The 24,941-nt window shown below is 70.4% G+C and carries 22 protein-coding genes; 9 read left to right on the top strand and 13 right to left on the bottom strand.

The window, feature by feature from the left end:
* Nucleotides 1-27 precede the first annotated feature (27 nt).
* Nucleotides 28-513 carry a hypothetical protein gene (locus tag B0I29_RS01295; RefSeq protein WP_111646931.1) on the bottom strand — a complete coding sequence of 162 codons (486 nt, stop codon included), beginning with the start codon at nucleotides 511-513 and terminating at the stop codon, nucleotides 28-30.
* Nucleotides 514-636: 123 nt separating this feature from the next.
* Between B0I29_RS01295 and B0I29_RS01290 the strand changes: the two genes are divergently transcribed.
* Genes B0I29_RS01290 through B0I29_RS01270 form a run of 5 tightly spaced genes read left to right on the top strand, consistent with a single transcriptional unit; the run spans nucleotide 637 to nucleotide 8,258 of the window.
* Nucleotides 637-2,820 (top strand): WD40 repeat domain-containing protein, encoded by a 2,184-nt coding sequence (locus B0I29_RS01290; protein WP_111646930.1) that lies wholly within the window; start codon nucleotides 637-639, stop codon nucleotides 2,818-2,820.
* Entirely contained in the window at nucleotides 2,817-5,117 is a 2,301-nt protein-coding gene (locus B0I29_RS01285; RefSeq protein WP_181557641.1) for a WD40 repeat domain-containing protein, read from the top strand. The genes B0I29_RS01290 and B0I29_RS01285 overlap by 4 nt, the downstream gene beginning before the upstream one ends.
* Nucleotides 5,114-7,072, top strand: coding sequence for a WD40 repeat domain-containing protein (locus B0I29_RS01280; protein WP_111646928.1), 1,959 nt, complete (start codon nucleotides 5,114-5,116; stop codon nucleotides 7,070-7,072). Before B0I29_RS01285 ends, B0I29_RS01280 begins: the two co-directional genes overlap by 4 nt.
* Before the next feature lie 44 nt (nucleotides 7,073-7,116).
* A complete protein-coding gene (locus tag B0I29_RS01275; protein ID WP_111647317.1) occupies nucleotides 7,117-7,953 on the top strand; it encodes an AzlC family ABC transporter permease in 837 nt (278 codons plus the stop codon).
* A complete protein-coding gene (locus tag B0I29_RS01270; protein WP_111646927.1) occupies nucleotides 7,950-8,258 on the top strand; it encodes an AzlD domain-containing protein in 309 nt (102 codons plus the stop codon). The genes B0I29_RS01275 and B0I29_RS01270 overlap by 4 nt, the downstream gene beginning before the upstream one ends.
* Nucleotides 8,259-8,342: 84 nt before the next feature.
* Here B0I29_RS01270 and B0I29_RS01265 read toward each other — a convergent pair whose 3' ends face one another.
* The 6 genes from B0I29_RS01265 to B0I29_RS01240 are packed head-to-tail and all read right to left on the bottom strand — an operon-like array spanning nucleotide 8,343 to nucleotide 15,315.
* Nucleotides 8,343-9,089, bottom strand: coding sequence for an alpha/beta hydrolase family protein (locus tag B0I29_RS01265; RefSeq protein ID WP_111646926.1), 747 nt, complete (start codon nucleotides 9,087-9,089; stop codon nucleotides 8,343-8,345).
* Complete coding sequence (locus B0I29_RS01260; RefSeq protein ID WP_111646925.1) at nucleotides 9,086-10,384, bottom strand: NtaA/DmoA family FMN-dependent monooxygenase; 1,299 nt, start codon at nucleotides 10,382-10,384, stop codon at nucleotides 9,086-9,088. The genes B0I29_RS01265 and B0I29_RS01260 overlap by 4 nt, the downstream gene beginning before the upstream one ends.
* Entirely contained in the window at nucleotides 10,381-11,898 is a 1,518-nt protein-coding gene (locus tag B0I29_RS01255) for an ABC transporter substrate-binding protein (protein WP_111646924.1), read from the bottom strand. Before B0I29_RS01255 ends, B0I29_RS01260 begins: the two co-directional genes overlap by 4 nt.
* The gene (locus B0I29_RS01250; protein WP_111646923.1) at nucleotides 11,895-13,508 is read right to left on the bottom strand and encodes a dipeptide ABC transporter ATP-binding protein; all 1,614 of its coding nucleotides are present in this window, start codon (nucleotides 13,506-13,508) and stop codon (nucleotides 11,895-11,897) included. The genes B0I29_RS01255 and B0I29_RS01250 overlap by 4 nt, the downstream gene beginning before the upstream one ends.
* Nucleotides 13,505-14,353: an ABC transporter permease gene (locus tag B0I29_RS01245; protein ID WP_111646922.1), complete on the bottom strand. Its 849-nt coding sequence runs from the start codon at nucleotides 14,351-14,353 to the stop codon at nucleotides 13,505-13,507. Before B0I29_RS01245 ends, B0I29_RS01250 begins: the two co-directional genes overlap by 4 nt.
* Nucleotides 14,350-15,315, bottom strand: coding sequence for an ABC transporter permease (locus B0I29_RS01240; protein ID WP_181557640.1), 966 nt, complete (start codon nucleotides 15,313-15,315; stop codon nucleotides 14,350-14,352). The genes B0I29_RS01245 and B0I29_RS01240 overlap by 4 nt, the downstream gene beginning before the upstream one ends.
* Nucleotides 15,316-15,429: 114 nt before the next feature.
* On the opposite strand from B0I29_RS01240, the gene B0I29_RS01235 reads away from it, so the two are divergent.
* Both B0I29_RS01235 and B0I29_RS01230 read left to right on the top strand, forming a co-directional pair.
* Nucleotides 15,430-17,871 (top strand): M14 family zinc carboxypeptidase, encoded by a 2,442-nt coding sequence (locus tag B0I29_RS01235; RefSeq protein WP_111647316.1) that lies wholly within the window; start codon nucleotides 15,430-15,432, stop codon nucleotides 17,869-17,871.
* An 80-nt stretch (nucleotides 17,872-17,951) separates the two neighbouring features.
* Nucleotides 17,952-18,308, top strand: coding sequence for an STAS domain-containing protein (locus B0I29_RS01230; protein WP_181557639.1), 357 nt, complete (start codon nucleotides 17,952-17,954; stop codon nucleotides 18,306-18,308).
* Nucleotides 18,309-19,444: 1,136 nt separating this feature from the next.
* Here B0I29_RS01230 and B0I29_RS01225 read toward each other — a convergent pair.
* From B0I29_RS01225 to B0I29_RS01205, 5 genes are all read right to left on the bottom strand, one after another.
* Nucleotides 19,445-19,624 (bottom strand): Flp family type IVb pilin, encoded by a 180-nt coding sequence (locus B0I29_RS01225; RefSeq protein ID WP_220091250.1) that lies wholly within the window; start codon nucleotides 19,622-19,624, stop codon nucleotides 19,445-19,447.
* A gap of 113 nt (nucleotides 19,625-19,737) precedes the next feature.
* Entirely contained in the window at nucleotides 19,738-20,619 is an 882-nt protein-coding gene (locus B0I29_RS01220; protein WP_311733491.1) for a serine hydrolase, read from the bottom strand.
* Nucleotides 20,620-20,701: 82 nt separating this feature from the next.
* Nucleotides 20,702-20,995, bottom strand: coding sequence for a glycoside hydrolase family 18 protein (locus tag B0I29_RS01215; protein WP_111646919.1), 294 nt, complete (start codon nucleotides 20,993-20,995; stop codon nucleotides 20,702-20,704).
* The gene (locus B0I29_RS01210; protein ID WP_111646918.1) at nucleotides 20,943-21,329 is read right to left on the bottom strand and encodes a glycoside hydrolase family 18 protein; all 387 of its coding nucleotides are present in this window, start codon (nucleotides 21,327-21,329) and stop codon (nucleotides 20,943-20,945) included. Before B0I29_RS01210 ends, B0I29_RS01215 begins: the two co-directional genes overlap by 53 nt.
* 7 nt (nucleotides 21,330-21,336) lie before the next feature.
* A complete protein-coding gene (locus B0I29_RS01205; RefSeq protein ID WP_111646917.1) occupies nucleotides 21,337-21,927 on the bottom strand; it encodes a dihydrofolate reductase family protein in 591 nt (196 codons plus the stop codon).
* 103 nt (nucleotides 21,928-22,030) lie between these two features.
* On the opposite strand from B0I29_RS01205, the gene B0I29_RS01200 reads away from it, so the two are divergent.
* Together B0I29_RS01200 and B0I29_RS01195 are read left to right on the top strand one after the other, a co-directional pair.
* On the top strand, nucleotides 22,031-22,588 hold the full coding sequence (locus B0I29_RS01200; protein ID WP_245972111.1) for a hypothetical protein: 558 nt from the start codon (nucleotides 22,031-22,033) through the stop codon (nucleotides 22,586-22,588).
* A gap of 110 nt (nucleotides 22,589-22,698) precedes the next feature.
* Nucleotides 22,699-23,235 (top strand): hypothetical protein, encoded by a 537-nt coding sequence (locus tag B0I29_RS01195; protein ID WP_111646916.1) that lies wholly within the window; start codon nucleotides 22,699-22,701, stop codon nucleotides 23,233-23,235.
* On the opposite strand, the gene B0I29_RS01190 is transcribed toward B0I29_RS01195, so the two are convergent.
* The gene (locus B0I29_RS01190) at nucleotides 23,215-24,933 is read right to left on the bottom strand and encodes an AfsR/SARP family transcriptional regulator (protein WP_111646915.1); all 1,719 of its coding nucleotides are present in this window, start codon (nucleotides 24,931-24,933) and stop codon (nucleotides 23,215-23,217) included. The genes B0I29_RS01195 and B0I29_RS01190 overlap by 21 nt on opposite strands.
* Nucleotides 24,934-24,941: the final 8 nt, after the last annotated feature.

Raw genomic sequence — 24,941 nt, 5'->3', positions numbered from 1 at the left:
GAGTGACCGGCCCCGCTGCCTGCTGTTTCAGGAGCGACTGTCCTTTCGCGCCTGCCGCCGCTTGCCCGAAGCCCGGGTCGAGGCGGCACGTTTGCGCAGGTCCGGCGAGTTCGGACGCCGGTCGATCAGCTGCGGTGCCGGTTTCTGCGCCTTTTGCCGCTTCGGTGCAGCGGGCGGCGGATCCGCCTTGAGCCGCTCGACCTCGTAGGCCTCGGCGCTCGCCTGCGCCACGAGGGACAGTTGCCGGCTCACGGCGGCGAGCAGACCCTCGAAGATCTCGGCCTTGTACCGCCGGCGGGCGTTCTGCGCGTGCGCCTTCCCCCGGCCGCCGGCCTCCTCGACGCGGGTCGCGGCCCGTCGCCGGTACGCCTTCACGTACTTGGTCCGGGCCCGCCGCACCCGGTTGTGCAGGTCGATCAGGGCGTCCTCGTCCAGCCCGGCGATGCGGTCCGGTTCGGTCTCCCGGACGAGGGCGAGTTCGTTTTCGGTCAGTGATCCCAGCAGCGCGTCCATCCAGCGACGCTAGGAGGCGTTTTGTCCAGTGCGCCTCATCCCGGGAGGGTGAGATATCCGGGCGTCGCCCCGAAAATCGATTGCCGGACCTGGTTAAAGTTTCGCGATGATGAAAGTTCTGGATTGATCGACTCTGAGCGGCTCGACCGCGCTCTCACCGGCACACCCCGGGTCATCGGCCTCGTCGGCCCGCCCGGCCCCGCCCGCACAGCTCTGGCCCGCGACGCCGTCCAGCGGTTCCCCGGCGCCGGCTGGATCACCCTCGCCCCGCCGCCGCCCGCGCCCGACTGGATGCACTGGCCGGACACCCCGGAAGCAGCGGACCTGACCCTCCAGATCGTGCGTACGCTGCGGTTATGGGACGGCGGGCCGTTCCGCGAGCCGGTCGCCGCCGAACGCGCCGCCGCCGAACTCGCCGCCTCCAGCGACGGCCGCCTCCTGGTCGTCGACGGCGTGCGCACCGCCGAGCAGGTGGCGATGTTCGACGCGTTCAGCGCCCGCGGCCGCCTCCTGCTGATCACCGAGAAGGCCTCGCTGCTGCCGAGAGGCGCCGTCGTGGTCTGGGGTCCGCCATCCTCGGCATTCCCTGTTTCCCCGACCTCTGCTGAGCCTTTCGACATGGATCCGGACGGGATCTGCCGCCGTCTCGCCGAGGAGGGCGCCCCCGCGCTCGCCGTCGATCTGGCGATCGCCTGGGCGACCAACCCCCACCCCGCGCTGGTCACCCTGGCACGCACACTCCGGGCCGAGGAGATCAACTTCGCAGGGGTACGCACTAAGCGCACCCTGGCAGCGCTGGTCGCCGGTCGTCTGGGGTTGTCCGGGCTTGTCTCCCCGCCCTGTCTGCTGAACAAGTGGCCACCGCCTGGCCGATTCGGATCAGCGCTGATCCGCCGGATCGTGATCGACCAGAGCCTCGTCGCCGTAGCCGTCACCACGGGCAGCATGTGGACCGCCGACGGCGGCGCCGAGATCTCCCAGTGGGATCCCCTGGCGGGCCGCAGACGGCGCCGCCTCACCCTGGAGGGTGTCCGGATCACCGGCCTGCTACCTGCGCCGGACGACTCCTGGATCGCGATCAGCCTGCGCTCGGATGAGGCTGCCGGGGTGAGCCTGGTCGACCCGGCCACCCGCGAGGTGCGCGGCCTGATCCCCGGCGACGTCGTGGCCGCCGCACCCGACGGAAGCTGGCTCGCTGTCGGCGACCAGCAGGGCGAGGTCCGCGTCCACGACACCGCCACGTTCGAACAGCTCCAGCTCATCGCGGCCCACTGGGCCCGGATCACCGCGCTGGCCGTGGCACCGGACGGTTCCTGGCTGGCCAGCGCCGGCGAGGACGGCACGGTCCGGATCACCGACGTACGCACCGGACGCCCCCGCCGCGCCCTCGCCGTCCCGAAGGTCACCCGGCTGGCCGTCGACCCGCGCGGAAAGTGGCTCGCGGCGGCCGGCCCGTACGGCGTACACCTGATCGACCCGGCCCGCGGTACCAACCGCCGCATCCACCCCGGCGGCGGCACCCTCCACGATCTCGCCGCCGGTGGCACGTGGCTGGCGGCAGCCTACGAAGGGCGGGGCGTACTGCTCTTCGACGGCGCGGATCTCCGGCACACCCTGCCGGTTGAGGTGAACCACCACACCCGGCTGGCGTCCGCCCCGGACGGATCGTGGATCGCAGCGGGGTACCCGATGCGGATCTGGGACACCGCCACCGGCGTTCGCCGTCCCGGATTCCCGGCAGGCACCTGGAGTTCCCAGGCGGTCGCCCCGGACGGCACCTGGCTGGCCGCCCACGTAGGCAGCGACGTGGTGATCCTCGACCTGACCACAGCCGCCGAACCCGGCGCCGACCCCACCCACGCCGACCCGGTCACGCACCTGACCGCGGGCCCGTCCTGGCTGGCCACCCACGCACCCGGCGGCGAGGTCCGCTTCTGGGACCCGGCCGACGGCCGCAGTCTCCCCGCCGATCTCACGCTTGCTGGCGTCGATCTCACGCTTGCCGACGTCGATCTCGCGTCCACGCCACCCGCCCTGCTCGACGACCGCATCCGCGAGGACCACGGCGACCGGGAGATCGCCGGCACGGCCGTCTCCCCGGACGGACGATGGCTCGCGGTCCTCAGCCACCACCCGGTCCGCGACCTGGCGGCCCAACTCCGGATCTACGACCAGACCTCCGCCACCCTGGCAGCCACGATGCCGGCGATCGACGGCCCGGCGGACTGCCGCTGGAGCCCGGACGGCACCGGCCTTTTCCTCTGGGGCGAAGGCGGCCTGCACGGCTTCACCTGGGTGACGCCATGACGACCACAACCGCCACCCGCCTGGCCGAGGCGCTGGCAGGAAGAACCCCCACTGTCGGACTGGTCGGCCCGCCCGGTCCGGAACGCACGGCGCTCATCCGACAGATCTACGAACGTCCGCAGCCGCGCCGTTTCCGTGACGTCGCCTGGATCACCACCGGCCCGGCACTGGACACAGACCTGCCCTGGCAGGACACCCCCGACGCGGCCGGCATGGTCCTGCAGATCGTGCGTACCCTGCGGCACTGGGAGTGGCAGCCGACCACGCACGAGCCTGTCGCACCCTACGAAGCCGCCGCCGAACTGATCACTTACGCCGCCGACCGGCTGCTGATCATCGACGAGGTACGCGTCCGGGAGCACTGGGCGGTGTTCACCCGATTCGACAAGCAGGGCGTCCACCTGCTGCTGGTCACCGCGGACGCGTCGCTGCTTCCCCGGCACGCCGTCATGGTCGAGATGACACCGTCGCCGCCGGCCGCGATCGTTCCCGGACGGCAGCAGCCTGCCACTGACACGCCGAGCCACCCGATCACCGATCCGGCCTGGATGATCCGGCGGATGTCGGAGGACGGCGCGCCCGGTCTCGCCGCCGACCTGGCGGCGGCACGCGCCGCCGGCGGCGACAACCCGGCGGTGGTCGCGCTGACTCGCACGTTGCGGGCCGAGCACGTCCACTTCGAGTCGGTACGCGACCCCGCCGCCCTGTCCGCGTTACTGGCGAGCAGGCTGGACGGAATCCCGGCACTGCGCTCACTGGTGGCCGCGCTCGAACCGGCCGCGCCGTACCTGGCGAACCGGTGGCCGCCTCCCGGCCGCCTCGGCGCCACGCTGATCCGCCGGATACGGCTGCTCTACGTCGAGCACCATTTCCAAGAGGTGATCGTGACGGCCGGCGGCATGTGGGTGGCCAGCGCCGATCATCGGGGAGGCGCTCGCATCTCCTTCTGGGACTCGAAGGCCGGCCGGATCCGGCGCAGCCGGACGATGGACCACGTCCAGAGCGTCGGCCTGACCGTCGCGCCCGACGATTCCTGGCTGGCAGTCACCGTCCGCGACGGTAATCGGCCGGAGGCCGCGGTGTACGACGCCGCGACCGGCAAACCGCGCGGCGAACTCTTTCATGGGCTCACGGCGGCAGCCTCGGACGGCAGTTGGGTCGCCGTCGGGGATGAACGGGGCGAGGTGAGCGTCCACGACACCGCGACCATGGCCCGCCGTCAATGCGCCGCCGCGCACCTGGCGCGGGTCACCGTACTGCTCGCCGCTCCGGACGGCTCCTGGCTGGCCAGCGCGAGCGAGGACGGAACAGTACGGATAACCGGCGTGCACACGGGCCGCCGCCGTCACGTCTTTGCGATCTCCCAGGTCACCGCCATGGTGGCAGCACCGGACGGTACCTGGCTGGCCGCGTCGACCCGCACCGGCCTGCATCTGATCGACCCGGTTCGTGGCCGCCACCGGCAGATCCACACCGCGGACGGCTTCTGGGGCCACCTGACCGCGTCGGGCGACAACTCTTGGCTGGCCGTCACCTGGGCACCGGCCGAGCCGTGGTCGATGCGGGCGCCCGACACGCAGTGGCGAGCGCTGGTCTTCGACACCGCCGACGGCAGCCTGCGGCACACGTTCGCGATGACCGGCCGCAGCGGCCGGCTCGCGTCCGCCCCGGACGGCTCCTGGCTCGCGGCCGGCAATCCGATGCGGATCTGGGATCCACGGACCGGCGAACGGCTCGGCGGCTTCCCGGCCGGCGTCTGGTCCTCACAGGCCGTTGCTCCGGATGGCTCGTGGCTGGCCGCTGTCGTCGACGAGGATGTAGTGATCCTCGACCTCACGGGCCTGACCGGCGAGCCCGCCCTCGCCGACCCGGTCCAGGATCTGGCGATCGGGCCAGACGGTTCGTGGCTGGCGACCCGTACCGGTGGCAAGGTGCACTTCTGGGACGCGGCCGATGGTCGTGCCCTCCCCGCCCAGGCCACCGCCCCCGACTTCGGTCCCGTCCCGGCCGCCGGCCTCGACGACCCCATCCGCAGAGATCACGGCGACCGCGCGATCACCGGCGCCGCCGTTTCCCCGGACGAGAAGTGGCTGGCAGTAGTCAGTAAAAACGTTGTCGCCTACCCGGCCCGAGGCACGGAACCGCAGCTACGGATCTACCACCGCGAAACCGCGACCCGAGCCGCCACGATGCCGGCGATCAGCGGCCCGCGGGGCTGCCGCTGGAGCCCCGACGGCACCGGCCTCTTCCTCTGGGGCGAGGGCGGCCTGCACGGCTTCACCTGGGTGACGCCATGAGCATCGCCAGCGCGGTGGCTTGTCTCGCTGAGGCCCTGGCCGGCGACGCCCCGATCATCGGCCTGGTCGGCCCACCCGGCTCGGGCCGGACCGACCTCGCCCGCCGGATCCGCACACAGACTCGGGCCACCACCTCCACCACCTCCCGCGTCGAGTGGATGACGCTTCCTGTCCCGGTGGCCGCGCCGGAATCCCTGCCCTGGCTCGATTCACCCGCCGCCGCTCAACTGAACCGCGAGATGACCCGGCTCCTGACCGCGGCGGGGGAGGACTTGGCCGCGGTCGACACGGCAGACCCGGAACAAGCCGCCGGCCTTCTGAACGGTCGCCACCGACGCGGCTTGATCGTCGTGGACGAGATCCGGTCCCGCGAGGAGGTCCGCCTGCTCCGCGGCCACGGCTGGGCGGCAGGCGGGCAGCACAGGCGCTATGTGATGATCACCGCCGACGCGTCGCTGCTGCCCGGCGACGCGGCTGTCGTCACCCTGGAGCCTTTCGGCCGTACCGAGTCCGTCGCCCTGATGCTCGAACTCGGCGCGTACGGACTGGACGCCCCGACCGCCGCCCACCTGGCCGCCCGCGCCGGAGACCGTCCGCTGGCCTGCCGTCTGGCCGCCCGCATCTTCGAACGTGCCTACCGTTCCCACCACAACCGGACGTCAGCCGCCGTTCAGGTTCCGTCCGGCGGACCCGATCCGATCGGTGACGCCGTCGCCGCGTTGTCGGCACTGCTGCCACCGGTGGCCCGCGACCGATTGCACATGCTCGGCGTCTTCCCGGCGGACCAGGACATCCCGCTCGACATCGTGCGGCGGCTGTGGAATGTCTCCCGCGGCGCGGCCCACTACACCTGTGCCGGCCTGGCGGCGGCAGACCTGATCGGGTACCACCCGCAGACCGCGACGTTCCGGCTGCACGCCGCGATCCAGCCACACCTCGGCGCGCCACACCAACGGCTCCTGGCAGTCCTGGACCCCGGCGAAGCTTCCGACCTGCCCTGGCATCTGGCGGCGGCGGGCCGTGCCGAGGAGCTGAATCGCCTGGTCATGGACGCGAGCTGGGTCTCACGACGGCTCGCTGAGGGCGGCCGTCCCGCACTCGCCTCCGACCTGGCGATCGCCTGGGCAGCCGGTGGGGAAGACCCGGCGGTGGTCGCCCAGGCCCGCACGCTGCGGGCCGGGCCTCGGGTACGGAATCCGGGAGCCGTGATGCGCCGGCTCCGAGTGTCAGCGCCGGGCGGCATCGGCGCCCTGATCGCCCGGCCGCAGGGCCTGTGGGTCGCGAGCGTCAGCGAACCCCTGTCATCCCACGGTGACGTCACCCTCTGGGACGTGCGGGAGGGCCGCCGCCTGCACGCCGTGGAGCTCGACAGCATCAATGACCTGGCGATCGCCCCGGACAGTTCGTGGCTGGCTCACCCGCACTACGGGAGGTCTACGACCGCCGTGCTTCTCGACCTTCGGACCGGGTTGCCGCGTGTCGAGGCCCCCGGCGATTTCTTCGCGACCACCCCGGACGGCGCCTGGCTGGCGGTGGCGGAGCTCCCCGGCGAACTCCGGCTGTACGACACCGCCACCGGCTCACGACGCTGGGCCGTCACGGCCCACCACGCCCCGATCACGGCCCTGATATCCACGCCGGACGGCCGCTGGCTCGCCACCGCCGCCGAGGACGGTACGGTCCGCCTCTCCGACGTGCGCAGCGGCCGCCGCAGGCGTTCCTTCCCGGTCCCGGGGACGACCCTGCTGGCCGCGGCCCCGGACCGCACCGGGCTGGTCGCGAGCGGCCCGCACGGCCACTACCTGCTCGACCCGGAGACCGGCGGAGTGCGGTGGATCGGCGCGGATGAGCTCCTTGACGAGCCGGAACCCGACTCCGTCGCCCCGGACGGGACCTGGCGAGCCGTCCTCGACGGCGACGTGCTGATCATGGATCTGACCACGCCCCACGGGTGACCGCCCGGGGTGCGGAATCGGCCGGGGTCGGTACGGTCGAAGGGGTGGAGACCGCGCGGCAGCGATTCACCGGGGGCATGCGGGTCGGGGCGGGGCTGGCCGTCGCCGCGTTCGTGCTGGCGATCACCTTTGGGGCCACCGCCAAGGACCAGGGGTGGAGTGCGCTTGCCGCGATCGGCGCCTCGGTGCTCATCTTCTCCGGGTCGGCGCAGTTCACGCTGCTCGCGGCGCTGGCCGGCAGCGGCGGGGCCGGGCCGGCTGTCGGGGCGGCGCTGCTGATCAACGGGCGGTTCCTGCCGATGGGCCTGGCTGTCGGGCCGAGTCTGTCCGGTGGGCGGTTCCGGCGGGCGCTGCAGGGGCAGGCCGTTGTGGACGGTTCGTGGGTGGCCGCTCATCTGGGTGGTGGCCGGTTCGACCGGTGGCGGATGTTCGGCGCGACGATCGTGCAGTGGCCGGCGTGGGTGGCCGGTACCGCGATCGGGGTGGTCGGCGCGCCCTCGGCGGATCTGGTGGAGCGGCTCGGGCTGGACGTGGTGTTCCCGGCGTTCTTCCTGGTCCTGCTCCTCGACGAGATGAAGCCCCGGGAAGCGCGGCCGGCGAGGATCGCCCTCGCGGCGCTCATCGGTGCGGTGGTAGCGGCCGCCCTGCTCTGGTGGGTGCCGGCCGGCATCGCACTGCTCGGCGCGACGGTGGGCGCACTGGCCGGCCTACGCACCCGCACACCAGCCCCGAACCCGCCGGCCGAGCAGCCGCCGGCTCAGCAGCCGACGATCGCTCAGCCGACGATCGCTCAGCCGACGATCGCTCAGCCGACGATCGCTCAGCCGCCGGGCGCTCCGGCTCCGGGCGTTCAGGCTCCGGGTGAGGAGGCTCGGGGATGACGCTCTGGCTGGCGATCATCGCCGTGGCCGCCGGTAGCTTCGCGCTGAAAGCAGCCGGTCCGGCCCTGCTCGGCGACCGGGAACTTCCGCCCTGGAGTGTCGGTGTCATCGCGCTTCTGGCGCCGGCCCTGCTGGCGGCGCTGATCGTGGTCGAGGTACTGGGCCGCCGCTGGGCCGACCTCGACTGGACGGTCCCTGTCGCACTGGCCGCGGTCGTCGTCGCCCGGCTGCTCAAGGTCCCGATGCTCCTGGCGGTGCTGATCGGCGTCCTGACCGCGGCAGCCCTGCGCGCACTCACCGGCTAGTGCTCGTGGTCGCCCGAAACCCCTTCCGAACGACCACGAGCACGAGCCGGACGACAGCGCGACTACGAGCACGAGCCGGACCGGTCAGACCTGCTTGCGTACCCACGCTGTGGTGGTCTCGGCGAGGGCGTCCAGGCTTTCGTAGAAAGCGTGCGTCGCGCCGGGGATGACCACCACCTCCGAGCCAGGGGGCAGCAGGTGCCGGCCCGCCGCGGTGATCGCCGCGAGGGCCTGCTCCTGCTCGCCGGTGTCGCCGTGGATCACCAGGATCGGCACCTTCACCGCGCCGAGCAGCTCTTCCTGGGTCCCGGTGGCGCCCAGCTTCGGGCGCTGCCGGTTCACCACGACGTGGGTGCGCGCCGCGGAGCCCTCGATGGGCAGGTGGACGTCCTCGTCGCGGTACCAGGCCTCGGTCTGTTCGGGGGAGAAGAACGGGTACGGCCGATCGCCCTGGCCGGCCCCGGTGAGCGCCCCGGTCAGCACCAGCGTGACGACCCGCGGGCGTTCCGGCGCGATCCGCAGCGCGACGGCTGACCCGAGGCTCTGCCCGTGCAGGATCTGCCGGGTGTACCCGAGTGAGTCCAGGTGGTCCAGGGCCGCCGAGGCGTCCTGGAGCAGACTGTCGCCGTCGACCACGTCACCGGCAGACTCGCCGAAACCGCTGAAGTCGATCCGCAGCACCGCGTGGCCGAGCCGGGCATATTCCGAGGCCAGCCGGTCGAAGCGGCCACCGGCGCGGCGGTCGGAGAGGAAGCCGTGCAGCAGCAGGACGGCCGTGTCCCCGCTGCCCGGAACGAAGTCGTAGGCGAGCCGCCGATCGTGAAAAGTCATGCGATCCCCAGGTGAGAGCGAAGAGTCGTACCCTCGTAATCTTTGCGGTAGACGCCGAGCCGTTGCAGGTGCGGGACCACCGCGCGGCCGAAGTCCTCGAACGACCCGGGGAAATGCGTCGGCGTGATCAGGAAGCCGTCAGCCGCGCCGGATCCGAAGATCTCGGCGAGTTGCTCGGCGACCTCGACGCCGGTGCCGACGATCTGCGGGGTGAGTTCGCTGGTGGAGAACTCGATCGCCGCCTCAGAAATGCTGATATTTCCGATTCGGGACCCCAGTAGCTCGTTGAGCTGAGTGATCGCCCGGTTCCACGGATGACCTTCGATAGCCGAACGATATGACACATCATGAGCAAGCCCGGTGAAGTCGATCCGGGCGAACTGACTGAAGAACTCGACACCCGCGGCCGGCGTGATCCGGGTGTGCAGGAAATCCCGCCGAGCCCGAGCGATCGAGGTCGTCTCCCCGATGATCGGCTGCACGGCCGCGAACAGCCGGATCTTGTCAGCGTCCCGGCCCTGAGCGCGCGCCTTCGCCTTGAGATCGTCCTTCTTGGCCCGCAGATCAGCAGGGGTCCGCTCGATCGCGAAGATCACGTCACCCCAGCGGGCGCCGAACTCCCGGCCCCGCGGCGAGTCACCGGCCTGGATGATCACCGGATGGCCCTGCGGGGTGGGCGGCAGGTTCAGCGGCCCGGCCACCGAGACGTACTTACCGTCGTAGTTGGGCGCGCTGATCAACGAGGGATCGGCGAAGACACCGGTCTCCTGGTCCTGGACGAGCGCGTCCGCGTCCCACGACTTCCACAGCGCCACGACCGCCTCGACGAACTCGTCACCGCGGTCGTACAACTCAGGGCCGGAGAGCTGTTCGGCACGCGGGAAGTTCGCGTAGTTGGCCGGGCCCTGCGACTGGATGACGTTCCAGGCGACCCGCCCGCCGGAGAGATGGTCCAGGCTGGCGAGGGTCCGGGCCAGGTTGTACGGCTCGTTGAAGCTGGTGGACAGCGTCACGCCGATGCCGAGGTGGGTGGTGACCGCGGCGATCTGCGCGGCCACCTGCGCCGGGTCGTGTTTGATCGCGTTGGAGAGGCCGTGCTGGACGAAACCGGCTCGATAGCTGACGGTCTCCGGGATGAACGCCAGGTCGAACTTGGCGGCTTCCAGGGTGCGGGCCACCTCGTGGATGAAGCCGCGGCCCAGCCAGTCCCGGGACGAGTACGGGTGACGCCACGCGCCGGCGTAGTGACCACTGGGGAAGAGGACGTATCCGCCGAGGAAGAGCTGATCACTCATTTGCGTCCCACCTGCTGTGCGTAGAGGTAGCGGTTCGGCTTCGGGGTCCAGGAGAGCTGCTTGGACACCACGCCGGTGAACGGCGACGGGTACAGGAAGATCGCGTGGGCGTTCTCGAACGCGGACGCGGCCGCCTCATTCTGGAACTTGTCCTTGGTCGCCTGGTCGGTCGCGCCGAGGGCCTGGTCGACGAGCTTGTCGAACTCGGGCGCGTTCAGGTGGCTCTGGATGTGGTCGCTGCGGAACGGCCCGAAGTTGCCGTTGAGGTCACCGCGGTACGAGCCGCCCCACATGATGTAGAAGAAGTCGGCCGCCTGGTCGTCCGGGCCGTACTGGTTCTGCAGCCAGGCCGGGAACGGCTGCTGCTCGATCTTCAGGGTGACGCCGATCTTGGCCCACTGCGCGGCGATCTGCTGGGTGGCGACGTCCTGCGAGACATAGGTGCCGGAGGAGAGGTTGACCCGCACCTCGAAGCCGTTGGGGTAGCCCGCCTCGGCCAAAAGCGCCTTAGCGCGATCCGAATCAAACGGATATGCGGAAACAGCGGGATTCGGCGTCTGATAAGGCGAGTAGAGCACCTGCCCCGGCAGCGGCTTGACCGCGTCCCGCAGCACCGTCTTGATGATCGTTTCCTTGTCGGTGGCGTAGTTCAGCGCCTGCCGGACCTTCGCGTTCGCGAGGGGCGTGTTCTTCTTGCGCTCGTTGATCGCCAGGGTGAGCGGCTGGGTGCCGACGCCGAGGATGGTGTCGTAATCCGGCGAGCCCTCGAACTGCTTGAGGTCGAGCGGGTCCAGGTTGAGGATCAGGTCCTGCTCACCGGCGCGCAGAGCGGCGACCCGCTGCGCCTCGGAGGCGAGCACGGTGTACTCGACCTTCTCGAACGCCGGCTTGTCGCCGCCGTACGAGGGATTCAGCGACAGCGCAGCGCCGTTCTCCTGGTCCAGCTTGTCGAGCTTGTACGGCCCGCTGCCGAGCGCCTCGTTGTCCAGGTTGTGGCTCTGCGCGAACGCCGGCTGGACGATGTAGATGCTCCACAGCCGCCCGGGCAGGTCCAGCGCCGGCGCCGACAGCTCGAAGTGGATCACATCCGGAGAAGAGGCGGTCACCTTCTTGATGTACTTGCGCAGCGGCGCCCCGGACGTGCCCTTGTAATCGGGGTTGAGCAGCTGCGCGAAGTTCCACGCCACATCGTCAGCGGTCAGCGCGCTGCCGTCGGAGAACTTGGCGTTCGTGCGGATCGTGAAGTCCCAGTTCAGCGGGTCCGGTGAGGTCCACGACGTGGCCAGGCTGGGTTCCACCTCAAGACTGGGCGTGATCCGGGTCAGCGACTCGTAGATAGAGCCGACGATCGAACCGGACGAGTCCGGCGAGCCGCCCTTGTGCGGGTTCACGCCGGTGATCTGCCGGGACAGGCCGAGCCGCAGCGTGTCACCGACCTCCGCGCCGGCGCCGGACGCGCCGTTCGCGCACGCGCCGAGCAGAAGTATCGGGATGATCAAGGCGAATCTCTTCACAGGGAGCCTCCGGGTATCGCGTCAACCAGGGTCTGGGTGTAGGGGTCGCGAGGGTTCCGCAGCACGTCGTCGGTGCGGCCCTGCTCGACGATCCGGCCGTCCCGCAGCACGACGACGTCGTCGCACAGGTACCGGACGACCGCGAGGTCGTGCGAGATGAACAGGTAGGTCAGGTCACGTTCGGCGCGCAGCCGGGCGAGCAGCCGCAGGATGCGGGCCTGCACCGACAGGTCCAGCGCGGACACCGGCTCGTCGGCGATCACCAGGGTCGGCTCGCTGGCCAGGGCCCGGGCGATGCCGACCCGCTGGCGCTGCCCGCCGGAGAGCTCGGAGGGATGCCGGTGCCGGAAGTCGCGCGGCAGCTCCACCTCGTCGAGCAGCGCGTCGATGCGCCGCGACACCTCGGCGCGGGAGAGGCCGCGGTGGTTGAGCTCGAGCGGCTCGCGCAAGGTTTGCGCCACGCTCAGCCGCGGATCCAGCGAGCTGTACGGGTCCTGGAAGATGTACTGCACGTCCCGGCGCCACTGTCGCCGCTGCTCACGGGTCTGCTTGCTGAGTTCGAGCCCGTCGTGACGCACCTCGCCGGAGTCGGCGCGCTCCAGCCCGACGACGATCCGCGCGAGGGTGGTCTTGCCGGATCCGGACTCGCCGACCAGCCCGATCGCCTGGCCCCGGTGCAGCGTCAGGTCGACCCCGTCGAGCGCCACGTGCTTGGTGCGGCCCTCGCGCCCGCGTACCGAAAAGGACCGTCGCAGATCGCGCAGGGTGAGTTGCGGGGTCTGGGCGGCTTCCGCCGCCTTCGCGGGTGGGGCGACGCGAGCCAGGCGCGACGGCGTCGCTGAGAGCAACTGCCTGGTGTACGCGTGACGCGGCGCCCGCAGCACGTCAGCGGTCGGGCCGGACTCCACGATCCGGCCCTCACTCATCACGTGCACTTCGTCGGTGCGATCGGCGATGATGCCGATGTCGTGGCTGACCAGCAGCACGCCCAGGCCGAGGCGTTCGCGCAGCGAGTCGACCAGGTCGAGGACCTGGGCCTGGACCGACACGTCGAGGGCGGTCGTCGGCTCGTCGGCGATCAGCAGTTTCGGGTCGCGGGCCAGGGCCATCGCGATGACGACGCGCTGGTTGAGGCCGCCGGAGAGCTCGTGCGGGAACGCGTGCAGGGTCTTCGGGATGTCGGTGATGCCGACCAGGCCGAGCAGTTCGGCGATCCGGGCGGCGGCCTCGCGGCGGCCGGTGCCCTGCGGCAGAGCCTCATGCAGCTGTTTGCTGATCCGCATCCGCGGGTTGAGCGACGGCGTCGGGTTCTGGAAGACGACGCCGATGGTGGCGACCCGGTGCTCGGTCGTGTGCCTGTCGGCGACGGCCGAGAGTTGTTTGCCGGCCAGGGTGACAGTGCCGCCGGTGATCGTGATGGCCGGAGGGAGCAGGCCCGCGATGGCGAGCGCCGTGAGGGTCTTGCCGGAGCCGGACTCGCCCACCAGGCCGACGGACTTTCCCGCCGGGACCCTGATGTCGACGCCGTGCACGATCGGGGTGTCCGCGAGGCCGATGCGCAGGTCGCGGACGTCGAGAACGGTCTCGGTTCTTGTGGCGACGACGGTCATTTCGTTCCTCTCCTGGTCACCGGTCCGCCGGTGAATCGCTCCGCCAGGCCGTCGCCGAGCAGCTGCAGGCCGAGCGAGGTCACGACGACCGCGAGGCCGGGGAAGAACGCGATCCACGGCGCCGTGAAGATCTGTGCCTGACCGGCGGCGACCATCTGCCCCCAGTCCGGCTGCGGCGGCTGCACACCGAGGCCGAGGTAGCCGAGGCTGGATTCGAGCAGCAGCGCGTAGGAGGCGTTCAGGGTGAACGCGACCGCGAGCAGCGGCAGCACGCTCGGGATCAGATGTCGCCAGGCGATCGCGGCCCGGCCGGCGCCGGCCACCCGGGCCGCCTCGACGTACTGCTGCTCGATCACGGCGCGGGCGTGGCCGCGGACCACCCGGAACGTCAGCACCCACGAGCCCAGGACCAGGACCAGCACGATCGGCCCGAACGAGTTGCCGACGAAGGACAGCACCACGATGGCGAGCACGATCGACGGGACGGCCAGCTGCACGTCGGCGAGGCGGCCGCTGATCGCGTCGACCCAGCCGCCGAACAGCGCCCCGGCAAGGGCGAGCGACAGGCCGAGCACGGACGCGAGGACCGCCGACATCACCGAGATGGTCAGCGCCGTACGTCCACCATGGATGGTCCGGGTGAGCAGGTCGCGGCCCAGATCGTCGGTGCCGAACGGGTGCGCGGCCGACGGGGCCTGCAGCAGGATCTCCAGGTGCTGTTCCAGCGGGTCGCCGGTGATCCAGGGTGCGAGGACGGTGGCGGCGACGACGACGGTGAGGATGCCGGCGCCGATCCAGCCGCCGATCCCGATGGTTCGCCCCTTGTGCAGCGTCGCTGTGGTCATGAGCGCAACCTCGGTTCCACCAGCGCGGCCAGGACGTCGACCAGCAGGTTGATCAGGACGAAGCCGGCCGCGATGACCAGCACGCAGACGATGACGAGGGGGTAGTCGCGGTTCTGCACCGCGTTGATCGAGAGCTGGCCGATGCCGGGCCAGCCGAAGACCGACTCGGTGACCACGGCGCCGCCGAGCATCACGCCGGCCTGGATGCCGACCACATTGAGCGTGGTTCCGAGGGCGTTGGCGACGACGTGACGGCGTACCAGGAGGTGGTGGGGGAGTCCCTTGGCGCGGGCCGTGCGGATGTGTTCGGCCTGGAGCACGTCGAGCAGCGCGGTCCGGAAGACCCGGGCGATCGCCGGGATGAACGCGAGGGCCAGGGTGACCGCCGGCAGCACCAGGCCGGGCAGTCCACGGCCGTTAGTCGCGGGGAACCAGCCCAGGTTCACCGCGAAGACCAGCACCAGCAGGATGCCGATGAAGAACGTCGGCACCGACTCGAACGCGACAGCGACACCGAGCGGGCCGCGGCGCAGCCAGGACGAGCGGGCGGTCGCCGACCAATAGCCGATCAGACCGCCGAGCAGGGTGCCGATCAGCAGGCCGGTCGCGCCGAGGGCGAGGCTGGCCGGGACCTTCTCCAGCGCGATCGGCAGCGGGTTCTCGCCGTACCGAATGGAGTCCGGGAAGCGTCCGGTCAGGACGGTGCCGAGGAACGTGACGTACTGCTCGGGGATCGGCCGGTCGAAGCCGAGCACCCGGGTGAGCCGTTCGACCTCGTCGGGCGGCGCGTCCGGCGGCACCAGCAGCAGCGCCGGGTTGCCCGTCGAGTAGAGGGCGAAGAACACCAGGGTGATCGCGCCCCAGACGGCGACGAGACCGGTGAGCAGACGGCCGCCGAGATAGCGGCCGCTGACCGGCAATCTGAAGGTTCGGGGCAGGGGTGGACTGAGTACCGACGCCATGAGAAGACTCCCGAGGAGGGCTCTGTGATGGCGGAGCCTATATCCTATCTTACATATAGGCAATGTGTGCTTGGACATTGACTGTCATGGCTGTCCACATCGACCATGGCGATCATGTTGCGAAGACTTGCCGTCTCCACCGCGGTAGCCGTCCTCGTCGTCACCGGCTGGAACGCTCCCGCTCATGCCGACGCCCTGCCCGCCGTACCGCCGAAGGCCACCCCGATCGGCGACATCACCGGTTACCCCCGCCAGAACGTGCTCCCGGTCTGGCCGGACAACCCCGCCGACGCCTCGATCCCGATCGGCGTCATCGCGTACGACGACATCGCGCCGACGCTCAACACCCTCCAGGCGGCCAGCGACCGGGTCTCCGCCCGGGTCGCCGGAAAGTCGGCCGGCGGGTATGACCTCTACGTGGTCACCGTGACCGCGCCCGAGTCCGCTGCCTCGGCGCAGCGCCAGGAACGCTGGAAGCGCCTCATCGAGGACGACCCGGTCCGGGCGCGCACCGACAAGCAGCTGCTGCGCGACTACAAGACCCCGCTGTTCGTCAACGCCAACATCCACGGCAACGAGTGGGAGGGCACCGACGCGGCGCTGCGGGTCATCTCGGAGTACGCGACCAGCACCGATCCCGCTGTCTCGTCGCTCTTGCAGCGCAACCGGCTGGTCTTCAACATCACGTCCAACCCGGACGGCCGGGTCGCCGGAACGCGGGCCAACGCGAACGGTTACGACCTCAACCGCGACCTCACGATCGTCTCGCAACCGGAGACGAACCTGATCCGCGAACTCGCCGTCGACGTCAAGCCGATCATCACGCTCGACCTGCACGGGTACGTCAGCCCCACCCTGCTGCACCCGAGCACCCCGCCGCACAACGTCAACAACGAATACGACCTCTTCATCAAGCACGCTCTGCCGAACGCTCTCGGCATCGAGCAGGGCCTCAAAGACCTTGGGTACGCGGAAACGCAGAGCGCCCGCATCCCGTTCCGCGACGACGAACCGGGTGTCTGGGACGACTTCCCGCCGATCTACGTACCGTCGTTCTCGCTGTTGCAGTCGAGCATCCCGTACACGATCGAGGCGCCGCTGAACCCGCGCGGCAACCTCACGCCCGCCGAGAAGTCGCGCCGCTCGGGCATCAACACCGACGTGCACGAGGTGGCGATCAAGAAGTCCCTGGAGTACATCCAGGCCAACCGCAGCCAGGTCATCTACGACCAGGCCGAGGTGTACCGGCGGGGCTGGGCCGGCGAGCCGCAGCGCGACATCCCGGACGAGTACGTGCCCGGCTGGGGCCCCGAGGACGACTACCGCACCGTCTTCCCCCGCTCGTACGTGATCCCGGCCGGCGACCGTCAGCACTCGCCCGCCGCTGCCGCCCGCCTCGTCGACCTGCTGATCGGCAGTGGCGGCCGGGTCTGGCAGGCGTCCTCGTCGTTCCGGGCGAACGGTACGTCGTACCCAAGTGGCTCTTATGTCATTGATCTTCACCAGCCGAAACGCGGCATCGTGAACTCGCTGCTCGAACCGGGCGCCGACATCACCGACCGGGTCTCCGACCTGTACGCCGGACCGGCCGGCTGGAGTCAGGGCCTGACCTGGGGCGCGACGGTCGACACCCTGTGGGACTCGCTGCCCCGGACCCGGCTGACCCGGATCTACGACGGGGTGGCCCGTGGCTCGTACCCGTCCGGCCGCGTCGCCTCCGCGCTCGACATCCAGGACGCGACCGACCTGCGTGCCGTCAACGACCTGCTCGCCGGGGGTGCGCGGGTCTACCGGCTGGCCGACGGGTCGGTGGTCGTCCCGTGGTCGTCGTCCTCGCAGGGTCTGATCAAGTCGGCTGTCCGCCGCTATGGGGTTTCCTTTACCGCCGCGCCGAAGCGCTGGACGGGCACGCTGCTCGACGAGGTCGTGGTCGGTTACGTCGGCGGTGTCGAGGTCCGGGACACCCTCGCGGACACCGGCTTCTCGTCACGCGCTGTCACCCCGGCGACCCTCGCCACCACGCTGACCGGCGACGTGGACGTGCTGCTGGTGGCGAACACGCTGAACCCGGCGACGCTGACCGCGGAGAACAAGGCGGCGCTCGACGCGTACCTGGCCCGGGGCGGCGGTGTGGTCGGCGTGGACACCGCGGGTCCGGCGTTCAGCAACGCGGCCGGCCTGCTCAGCACCGTCGCGCACTCCGGGGCGAGCCTGGCCAGCGGCGTGGTCAACGTGGTCAACAACGGCGGACCGGTCACGTCGGGTGCGATCCCGCACTCGTTCATCGCGCAGCCGGTCTGGTACACCGGCCTCGGCGCGGACGTGACGGTCGAGCAGTCGTACGCCGCCGACCCGCTGCTGGCGGGCTGGTGGGCGCCGGCGGCGGGCGGAACCGGCGGCCAGAATGAGGCGGCCGGGCAGGCCTCGATCGTGCGAAGCACGACCGCGGCGGGCAATCCGGTGGTGCTGATCGGCACCGACCCGATCTGGAGGCTGCACGCGAAGGGCCTGCAGTCCCAGCTGGGCCGGGCCCTGATCTGGGCGTCGCAGAGCTGACCGATGGGTAGAGGGACGCCGGGAAGGGCGTCCCTCTTCCTCGGGATGCCGATTCCGATATTTGCTGGTAGACAATTATCGTGCCGGACGACTACTTCACGATCACCCGGGCGCCGGCCACCCCCGGAACGGTCCGGCTGCTCTTCAGCGGCGACCTCGACATGGGCGCCCGAACCGACATCCACGACGCCCTGAAGGCGGCGGTGACCGAGGCGCGTGTCCTCGAACCGGCGGCCAGCGGGGGCGCGGGTGAGGTCCCACGGATCATCATCGACCTGCGGGGTGTCCGCTTCATCGACTCGGAGGCGATCGCCGCCATCCTCGACGGCTACGTGGCCGCCGAGGACGCCGGCCTGGACTTCCGCCTGGCCGGAGCGCTGGGCATCGTCCGCCGGGTCTTCGACGTGATCGGCCTCCACCACCTCTTCGAACCCTGACCAGCAAGCGGGCCAGTTATCGCGCCGGAGAACTCACGCTCAACAGCCCGCGCCCGGAGGCCGGCGTGTTGCGTCCGCGTTCGGCGGGCGGCCGACGTGTTGCATCCGGACCTTGGCAAGTTCGGGCTGACATGTGGGTGCATCTTGCCTGGATCGCGCGACGAGGCAGCGGCGGCAACCGGCCTACTGCGATGGTGTCGAGTTCAGGTCGCTCGACTCTCTGTGGATCGGTAACGGGCTGAGCGGCGCGGCGGCTCTCGTCGCGAGGTGCCGTCCGGACCTTGTGCGGTTCGGCTGTCCCAACGACCGCAAACGCACGAGTTTCGGTGCTCGCCGCCCGTGACATCTCGACTTCGGGTGGTCTGCGAGCACCCCGGTCACGCGCTGCCACCACCGAAGGCGGAAAGCGCCGGATCTTGGAGGCCTGTGGGTGTCCTGCACCCTGCACCCCCCAGACCTCCAAGATTGGGCCGGCGAAGGCGCCATCCCGGCCTAACGCTCACCCACCGTGACCGTTCGTCGGGACGAGTGCCGCCGATCGACAATCCGGCCACAGCGGGCGGGAATCGTGGACCTCGTACCGTCTGGCAGGACCCAGAATTCCTGCCGAAAGCGCCCTGGCCTGGGGCACCCGCTACCGAAATGGCGAAAGTCGAGAGCTCGACCTTCGCCATTTCGCCACGCAGAGCCAGCTGATCAATGTCAGCGTCGTGGAAGCAGGTCGGGGGCACACGGTGGGCTCGGGTGGACGTGGCTGGGAGCGCACGGATGCTCGGGCTGGCGTGGATGAAGTCGCACGGATGCGGTTTGTGTGACTTCATCGCGGTCAGGGCGTAGACCCGGGCGCACGGTGACGTTATGTGCGACCTGATCCATGCCGCGACCCGGCCAGCTCCCGCGTCCGGCCACGCTCTCGTCCGGCTCGCCCCGCGACGTGATCGCGGCGACGTTATGTGGCCGCCACCTCGATCCGGGCCTCTCCGGGCATTGGGCTCCGCACCATGGCGAAAGCCGAAAGATCGCTGGGCGGGCGAATTCAAGATCGCGGCCGGGCGGGATGCGGCTGAGTAGGCGGGACAGCGCGAGCCGTAGGTCATCAACCGGGATGACCTACGGCTCGGTAGGGCGTCAAGCCGTCAGATCGCGGTGATCAGGTTGTCGATCATGGTTTTGATGTCGTCGCGCAGCGCGGTCACCGCGACGATCAGGCCGCCGGCGATCAGGGCCGCGAGCAGGGAGTACTCAACGGCGGTGGCACCCTCGTCGGAGGAGGTCGCGGTGCGCAGGTACGCGATGAGGACCTTGAACTGCTCCACGAGAGGCTCCTTTTCGACGACGGCGTGTTCGGTTGCGCCGCCTTGAATCGGTCGCCCGCCGCCGGGCTTAAGAATCCGGCCAGGACCAGGACGCGACGGCCCGCAGGGGCCATCTAGTACTTCAAATACTGCCGGGTCATCTTGGCGACCTTCTCCACCAGCGTGATGCCGCTCTCCATCGACGTGTTGTCATGGGACAGAACGGCCACCGACACGTCCACCTCGTCCGACGTGACCCGCCCGATCGAGTTGACCACCCACTTGCCGCCGTCGGCCGTCCGGGTGTCCCACCCGTTCTTCACACTCGTCGTCTCACCGGCCCGGGCGACCACCGGCACACCCCAGTCCTGCTCCGAGTCGACAGTGGTCATCAGACCCAGAGCGGTCTCCCGGGAATCCCCGTCCAGCAACGTGCCCTGCGCGGAGTCGAACTGGGTGAGCAGCTTCACCTGATCACCGGCCGTGGTCCGGGTCAGCCCCCAGTGCACGTCGATGGCGGTCTTGGTCAGCCCGAAGCGCTTGTTGCACTTGGTCACCGCGGCCTTCCCGCCGATCCGTTGGAACAGCGACGTCGTGGCGTTGTTGTCGCTGAGCTGGATCATCGGTTTCGCCAGCGACAGCTCCCGGGTCGAGGGCTCGCGGTCGGCGTCCTGCGCCTTGAGCAGCATGCAGGCGAGGATGTCCGCCTTCACGATGCTGGCGGTGTCGAACTTCTCCGAACCCCGATATTGGTACGTCTCCCCGGTCGTCGCGTCGAGTACGGCGACCGCGAAGTCAGGCGACGAGGCCGCCACCTTCTTCAGCGCCGCGTCGAGCTTCTTCACCCGCGCGGCCCGTTCGGCCGCGGCGAGCTCTTCGGGGCTGGGGCCGGTCGGCGACGGCGAGGCGAACGCGGTCACCGACGGCGAAGTGCCGGAACCCAGACCGGAATAGATCAGACCTCCGCCACCGATCATCACGCCGGCCGCCACCACCGGAATCAGGAAACGACGCACCCGTGCATCCTGCCTAACTCTGCGAACCGCCCGTTGCCGGGGTCCCGGACGAGGAACCACCGTCGGGTACGGGCGCCGGGCCCTAATCGTTGAACGTTGTGAACAGCTTCGCGAACGCGTGGTCATCCTGCGCGATGCCGCTGCACGTACTGCTCAGCGTGCCGTCCGGGCAGTCACCGGTGTCCCGGTCGGCTGACCAGAAGCGGACGGACTCGTACCCCTCGGTCTTCGCGTGCGTGAGCAGCGACTCGGCGTCGGCGAGGGTGGTGACCGCGCCGCTGTCGTTCACGCCGATCATCGGGGTGACGCTGATGTCGACGGCGTCACCCCAGATCGCGGTGATGTCGTCGGCGGCCTGCCGAGCAGACCGCCTCAAGGTACGTCCCGTCCGCCCCACCCGTGGCGGCGACGACCTCCCCGCCGATCTCGGCGAGACTCGCCCGGACCGCGCTGTCGTCGATCGCTGTGGTCCCGGACCAGGCAGGCGTGCAGCTCTCACCCGCGCCGGCGAGCACGAACGCCGCGGTGAAGTCCTTCTGCCCGGTGGCGGCCGTGATCGCGGAGATGTCCGCGGCACCGCTGACGACGTCGACGTACGGCATCACCCGGCTGCTCCCGGCCACCGCCGCCGACGCGCTGACCTCGACGTCCTCGTCGCCCGCCGCACACGCCCCGGTGAGCAGCAGCAGAAGGATCGCGGCACGGCGCACCCTGGCACTATCCCACCGAGCCACCGTCCCGATCAGCGGAATAGCGCAGCACCACGACGCCGCTCGGCAGCGGGGTCGCGTCGGTCAGGGTGAGGCGGTGCGGGTGGAAGCCGGCCGCTGCCAGGGGGATACCGGAGCCGGCGATCACCGGGTTCAGCTTGATCACCAGCTCGTCGATGGCCGGCAGCAGCGCACCCGCGAGGCTGCCGCCCCCGGCGAGCCAGATGTCGAGTCCGGGTTCACGCTTCAGCTTTTCCGCGAACGCGACCGGATCGTCGGCGACGACCTGCACCGCCGGGTCCGGCGATTCGGTCATGGTGCGCGAGAATACGACCTGGCGCAGGTGCGCGTACGGGCTGGTCACGCCCTCGGCGAGGGCCGGCTCGTAGGTGCCCCGGCCCATCAGCACGGTGTCGAACGCCTGGTTGGGCGCGGTGATGCCGACCGCGCTGCGGATGTGCGTGGGCACCGTCTCCGGATATCGCTCGACCATGTACGCCGTGACGTCGTCATGCAGCACGAAGAAGTCCCACGACCCGTCCGGTGCGGCGATGAACCCGTCGACGGTGGCGGCGACGAAGTACACGAGCTTGCGCATCTGATCCTCCCGACCACTGCGATCTTCGCGGTCAAAGCTACGGCGGGCGCCGTGCCCGCTACAGCGAGCGCCTTGCCCGCCGCGGCGTGGCATCATGCGCGGCATGGAAATTTTGCCGGGGCTCGGAACCCCCCTGGTTCAGATCGGGGAGAGTCGTGAGGTCGTCGAGTGCAAGCTCGGCACGCCCGTTCACCCCGGGCGGCTCGACCGGGCCGTCTACCAGACCTCGCCGATGCTGGTGCTGTCGTACACCGACATCGACACCGTCGAGATCGTGGAGATCGCTTACTCCGGGGACGGCGGTGAGGAGGCGTGGTTCGACGGTGTGCAGCTGACCTACCGGTTCCTCGACGACGTGGTCGCCGACCTCGCGGCCCGCGGGCACCGGGGCGAGCAGATCGACATCGGGTACCGCTTCGAGCCCGGGTTCGCGCTCTTCTCGGTGGGCTCGCGCAGCCCCCGCGACCTGGACCCGGCCGCTGATGAGGACGACCCGCGCCGGATCTGCGAGGGCGTGCTGGTGGCGCCGTTCGACTACTTCGACGCTCCCGACGAGGAAGAGGTCGAGCAGTACATCCGTGACCGGATCGAGGCGGCCGGGCTCAGCGGCCCGGAGGCCGACGAGTTGCGGGACTTCCTGAAGCAGAGCTTCGGCGGCTGAACCTTTCACCGCTGCAATAGTTGCGGTGCGATTGCTAACGGCGGGCACCTCTCAACCAGGGGCGCAGGAGGCCGACTCCCGGGGCACGAACCCCGACGTTGGGAGCCGCCATGCCCAGCAAGACCCGCACTCGCGCCAGCGAGACACGTAAGCAGATCCTCATCGTGGCCGCCATCGTCACCGGAACCGCGGTGGCGTTCGGCGGGCTGGGCGCGTTCGCCGTCGACCGGTACACCACCGACCGGGTGTGCACGGACATGGTCGAGCTGGCGACCGGCGAGGTGAAGCCGCAGACCGAGGCCGAGGCGCAGCCCGACGCGACGCAGCTGGCCGATCTGCGTGAGGAGCTGGACCGTACCGAGAGCCGGCTGCTCTTCAACTCCGACCTGCGCACCGCAGTGCAAGGTTTCTCGGCCGACATGGTCCAGGTGGAGCAGGTGGTCAACGACATGGCCCGGTTCACCACCGTCCAGAAGACCGGTCAGACCACGACCGAAAAGGCCCAGGACCAGGTCGACCTGGTGAAGAACGCGATCGCCGTGCTGCGTTCGATGGACAGCCACGTCCGGCAGGGCCAGGTCGCCTGCGGACAGGTGCCGGTCGGCATCCCCGCGGTCCAGGAGCAGCTAAGCCTGCTGAACGCCTAGCAGTGCGTCGAGAGCAGGACTGCCGATGCCGGTGCGCGCCGTCAGCAGCCGCAGGGCGTCGATCCACGCCGGCGCCTCCGGACGGCCGTGCCGCAGACCGAGCTCGCACTGCGCGTCGAGAATGTGCGCGTCGAGCCAGACGTAAGGATCAGCCAGCCGGTTCGACCGCGTCCGCGCCTCGCTGAGCAGCGCGAACGCCTGCTCGGTGTCCCCGCGCGCCTCCGCGACCAGCGCGAGCGAACGCGCCGCCATCCCCTCCCAGCAGGGATCACCGAGCCGGCACGCCCGCGCGAACGCCTGCCGCAACACCCGCTCAGCGGCCTCCACGTCGCCGGCCGCGAGGTGAACCTCACCGCGCAGCGCCTGCGGCCACGGCAGAAAAGCCAGCCAATGGTCACCCTGAGCGATCTCCTCCGACCTCGCGAGGTGCGCGGCCGCAAGATCAAGATCATTCAGGAGCAGGTGTACGCGTCCCAGCATGGACAACGCGTATGCCCCGGTTCGCGGGTCGCCGGCGTCGCGGGCCAGGTTGATCGCCTTTTCGAGCAGGGCCCGGGCTTGCGGATATTCGCCGCGGTCGCTGTGCACGGCGCCCAGATAGGTGGTGATCCGCGCCGTGGTCGCCGGCGAACCCTCAGCGGCCGTGAGGGCGCAGTCGAGCCAGTGGTGTGCTCGGTCGTAACGGCCACGCAGGAAATCCACGTACCCAATCTCCGCTCTGGCCTGCGCCGACGCGGCCTGATCGTGCGCGGTGAGAGCGAGCCGATCGGCTTCGTGGAGGGTCGCCAGACCCTCCTCATCCATGCCCCGCAGCGAGTGGACCAGCGACTCGGCGAGGCGGAGGCGGGCGGTCACGCGCAGGTTCGCCGACCCGTCCAGCCGATCGGCGAGGCGGACCGCCGCGCGCAGGGACCGGACGCCGGCGTCGACCGCGCCGGCCGCCACCGCCGCCGCGCCGGACTCGACGATGGCCTCGACTGACGCCTCGTCGGCGGGCTCGTCGGGTTTCCGGCGGACCTCGCGCATCGCCTGCTCGACCGCAATGCCCGGCGTCACGCCGAGTTCGTCGCGGAACAGCTCGGTGACCGCCGCGAACTGCCGTTTCGCGGCCACGTCGTCGCCGGCCAGCCGGTACAGCCGGATCACCAGCGCCTGATGGTTCTCGTCGAGCGGGTTCATCGCGGCGGCCCGCAGCGCCAGGTCGCGGGCCGCGTCCGGTTCACCCTCGGCGAGCCGGCCCAGCGCGGCCTCGTGCAGCATCGCCTCGGACGCGGCAGCGACCCGGCGCCGCTCGGAGAGCAGCCACGACTCGAACGCGGGCGCACCCCGGACCTCGATCCCGTCGAGCAGTTCCGCGCCGAGCCCGGGCAGCCGCGCCGCCGCCGTCCACGCGCCGTGGCTGAGCACGTGAACGTCGACGACCGCGTCGTCCGGCAGGCGCAGCGTCACCGGATCGCCGTCCACCGGCACACCCAGGCAGCGGCGGACCTCGGTGAGCCCCCAGCGCAGCGCCCGCAGCGGATCCTGCGCCTCGGGGTAGAGCATCCCGGCGAGCCGGCCGCGGGTCAGCGGCGGCCGGTCGCCGAGCAGCAACATGGCCAGCAGCGCCCAGCTCTTGCGGCTGCGCACCTGATAACCGGCTTTCGCCCCATGCTTTTCCACATGCGGCCTACCGAGCAGGTGCACAGTGAGCGCCACGGGTCCTG

The sequence above is a fragment of the Actinoplanes lutulentus genome, from assembly GCF_003259845.1.
Classification (GTDB): Bacteria; Actinomycetota; Actinomycetes; order Mycobacteriales; family Micromonosporaceae; genus Actinoplanes; species Actinoplanes lutulentus.
This window is presented reverse-complemented; position numbering and strand designations above follow the sequence as displayed.

What these genes read in the sequence shown, in the direction of transcription:
- B0I29_RS01295 (WP_111646931.1), bottom strand. Translation starts at nt 513, where the DNA reads ATGGACGCGCTGCTGGGATCACTGACCGAAAACGAACTCGCCCTCGTC.
- B0I29_RS01245 (WP_111646922.1), bottom strand. Translation starts at nt 14,353, where the DNA reads ATGACCACAGCGACGCTGCACAAGGGGCGAACCATCGGGATCGGCGGC.
- B0I29_RS01280 (WP_111646928.1), top strand. Translation starts at nt 5,114, where the DNA reads ATGAGCATCGCCAGCGCGGTGGCTTGTCTCGCTGAGGCCCTGGCCGGC.
- B0I29_RS01195 (WP_111646916.1), top strand. Translation starts at nt 22,699, where the DNA reads ATGCCCAGCAAGACCCGCACTCGCGCCAGCGAGACACGTAAGCAGATC.
- B0I29_RS01205 (WP_111646917.1), bottom strand. Translation starts at nt 21,927, where the DNA reads ATGCGCAAGCTCGTGTACTTCGTCGCCGCCACCGTCGACGGGTTCATC.
- B0I29_RS01260 (WP_111646925.1), bottom strand. Translation starts at nt 10,384, where the DNA reads ATGAGTGATCAGCTCTTCCTCGGCGGATACGTCCTCTTCCCCAGTGGT.
- B0I29_RS01235 (WP_111647316.1), top strand. Translation starts at nt 15,430, where the DNA reads ATGTTGCGAAGACTTGCCGTCTCCACCGCGGTAGCCGTCCTCGTCGTC.
- B0I29_RS01250 (WP_111646923.1), bottom strand. Translation starts at nt 13,508, where the DNA reads ATGACCGTCGTCGCCACAAGAACCGAGACCGTTCTCGACGTCCGCGAC.
- B0I29_RS01200 (WP_245972111.1), top strand. Translation starts at nt 22,031, where the DNA reads ATGGAAATTTTGCCGGGGCTCGGAACCCCCCTGGTTCAGATCGGGGAG.
- B0I29_RS01240 (WP_181557640.1), bottom strand. Translation starts at nt 15,315, where the DNA reads ATGGCGTCGGTACTCAGTCCACCCCTGCCCCGAACCTTCAGATTGCCG.
- B0I29_RS01270 (WP_111646927.1), top strand. Translation starts at nt 7,950, where the DNA reads ATGACGCTCTGGCTGGCGATCATCGCCGTGGCCGCCGGTAGCTTCGCG.
- B0I29_RS01265 (WP_111646926.1), bottom strand. Translation starts at nt 9,089, where the DNA reads ATGACTTTTCACGATCGGCGGCTCGCCTACGACTTCGTTCCGGGCAGC.
- B0I29_RS01285 (WP_181557641.1), top strand. Translation starts at nt 2,817, where the DNA reads ATGACGACCACAACCGCCACCCGCCTGGCCGAGGCGCTGGCAGGAAGA.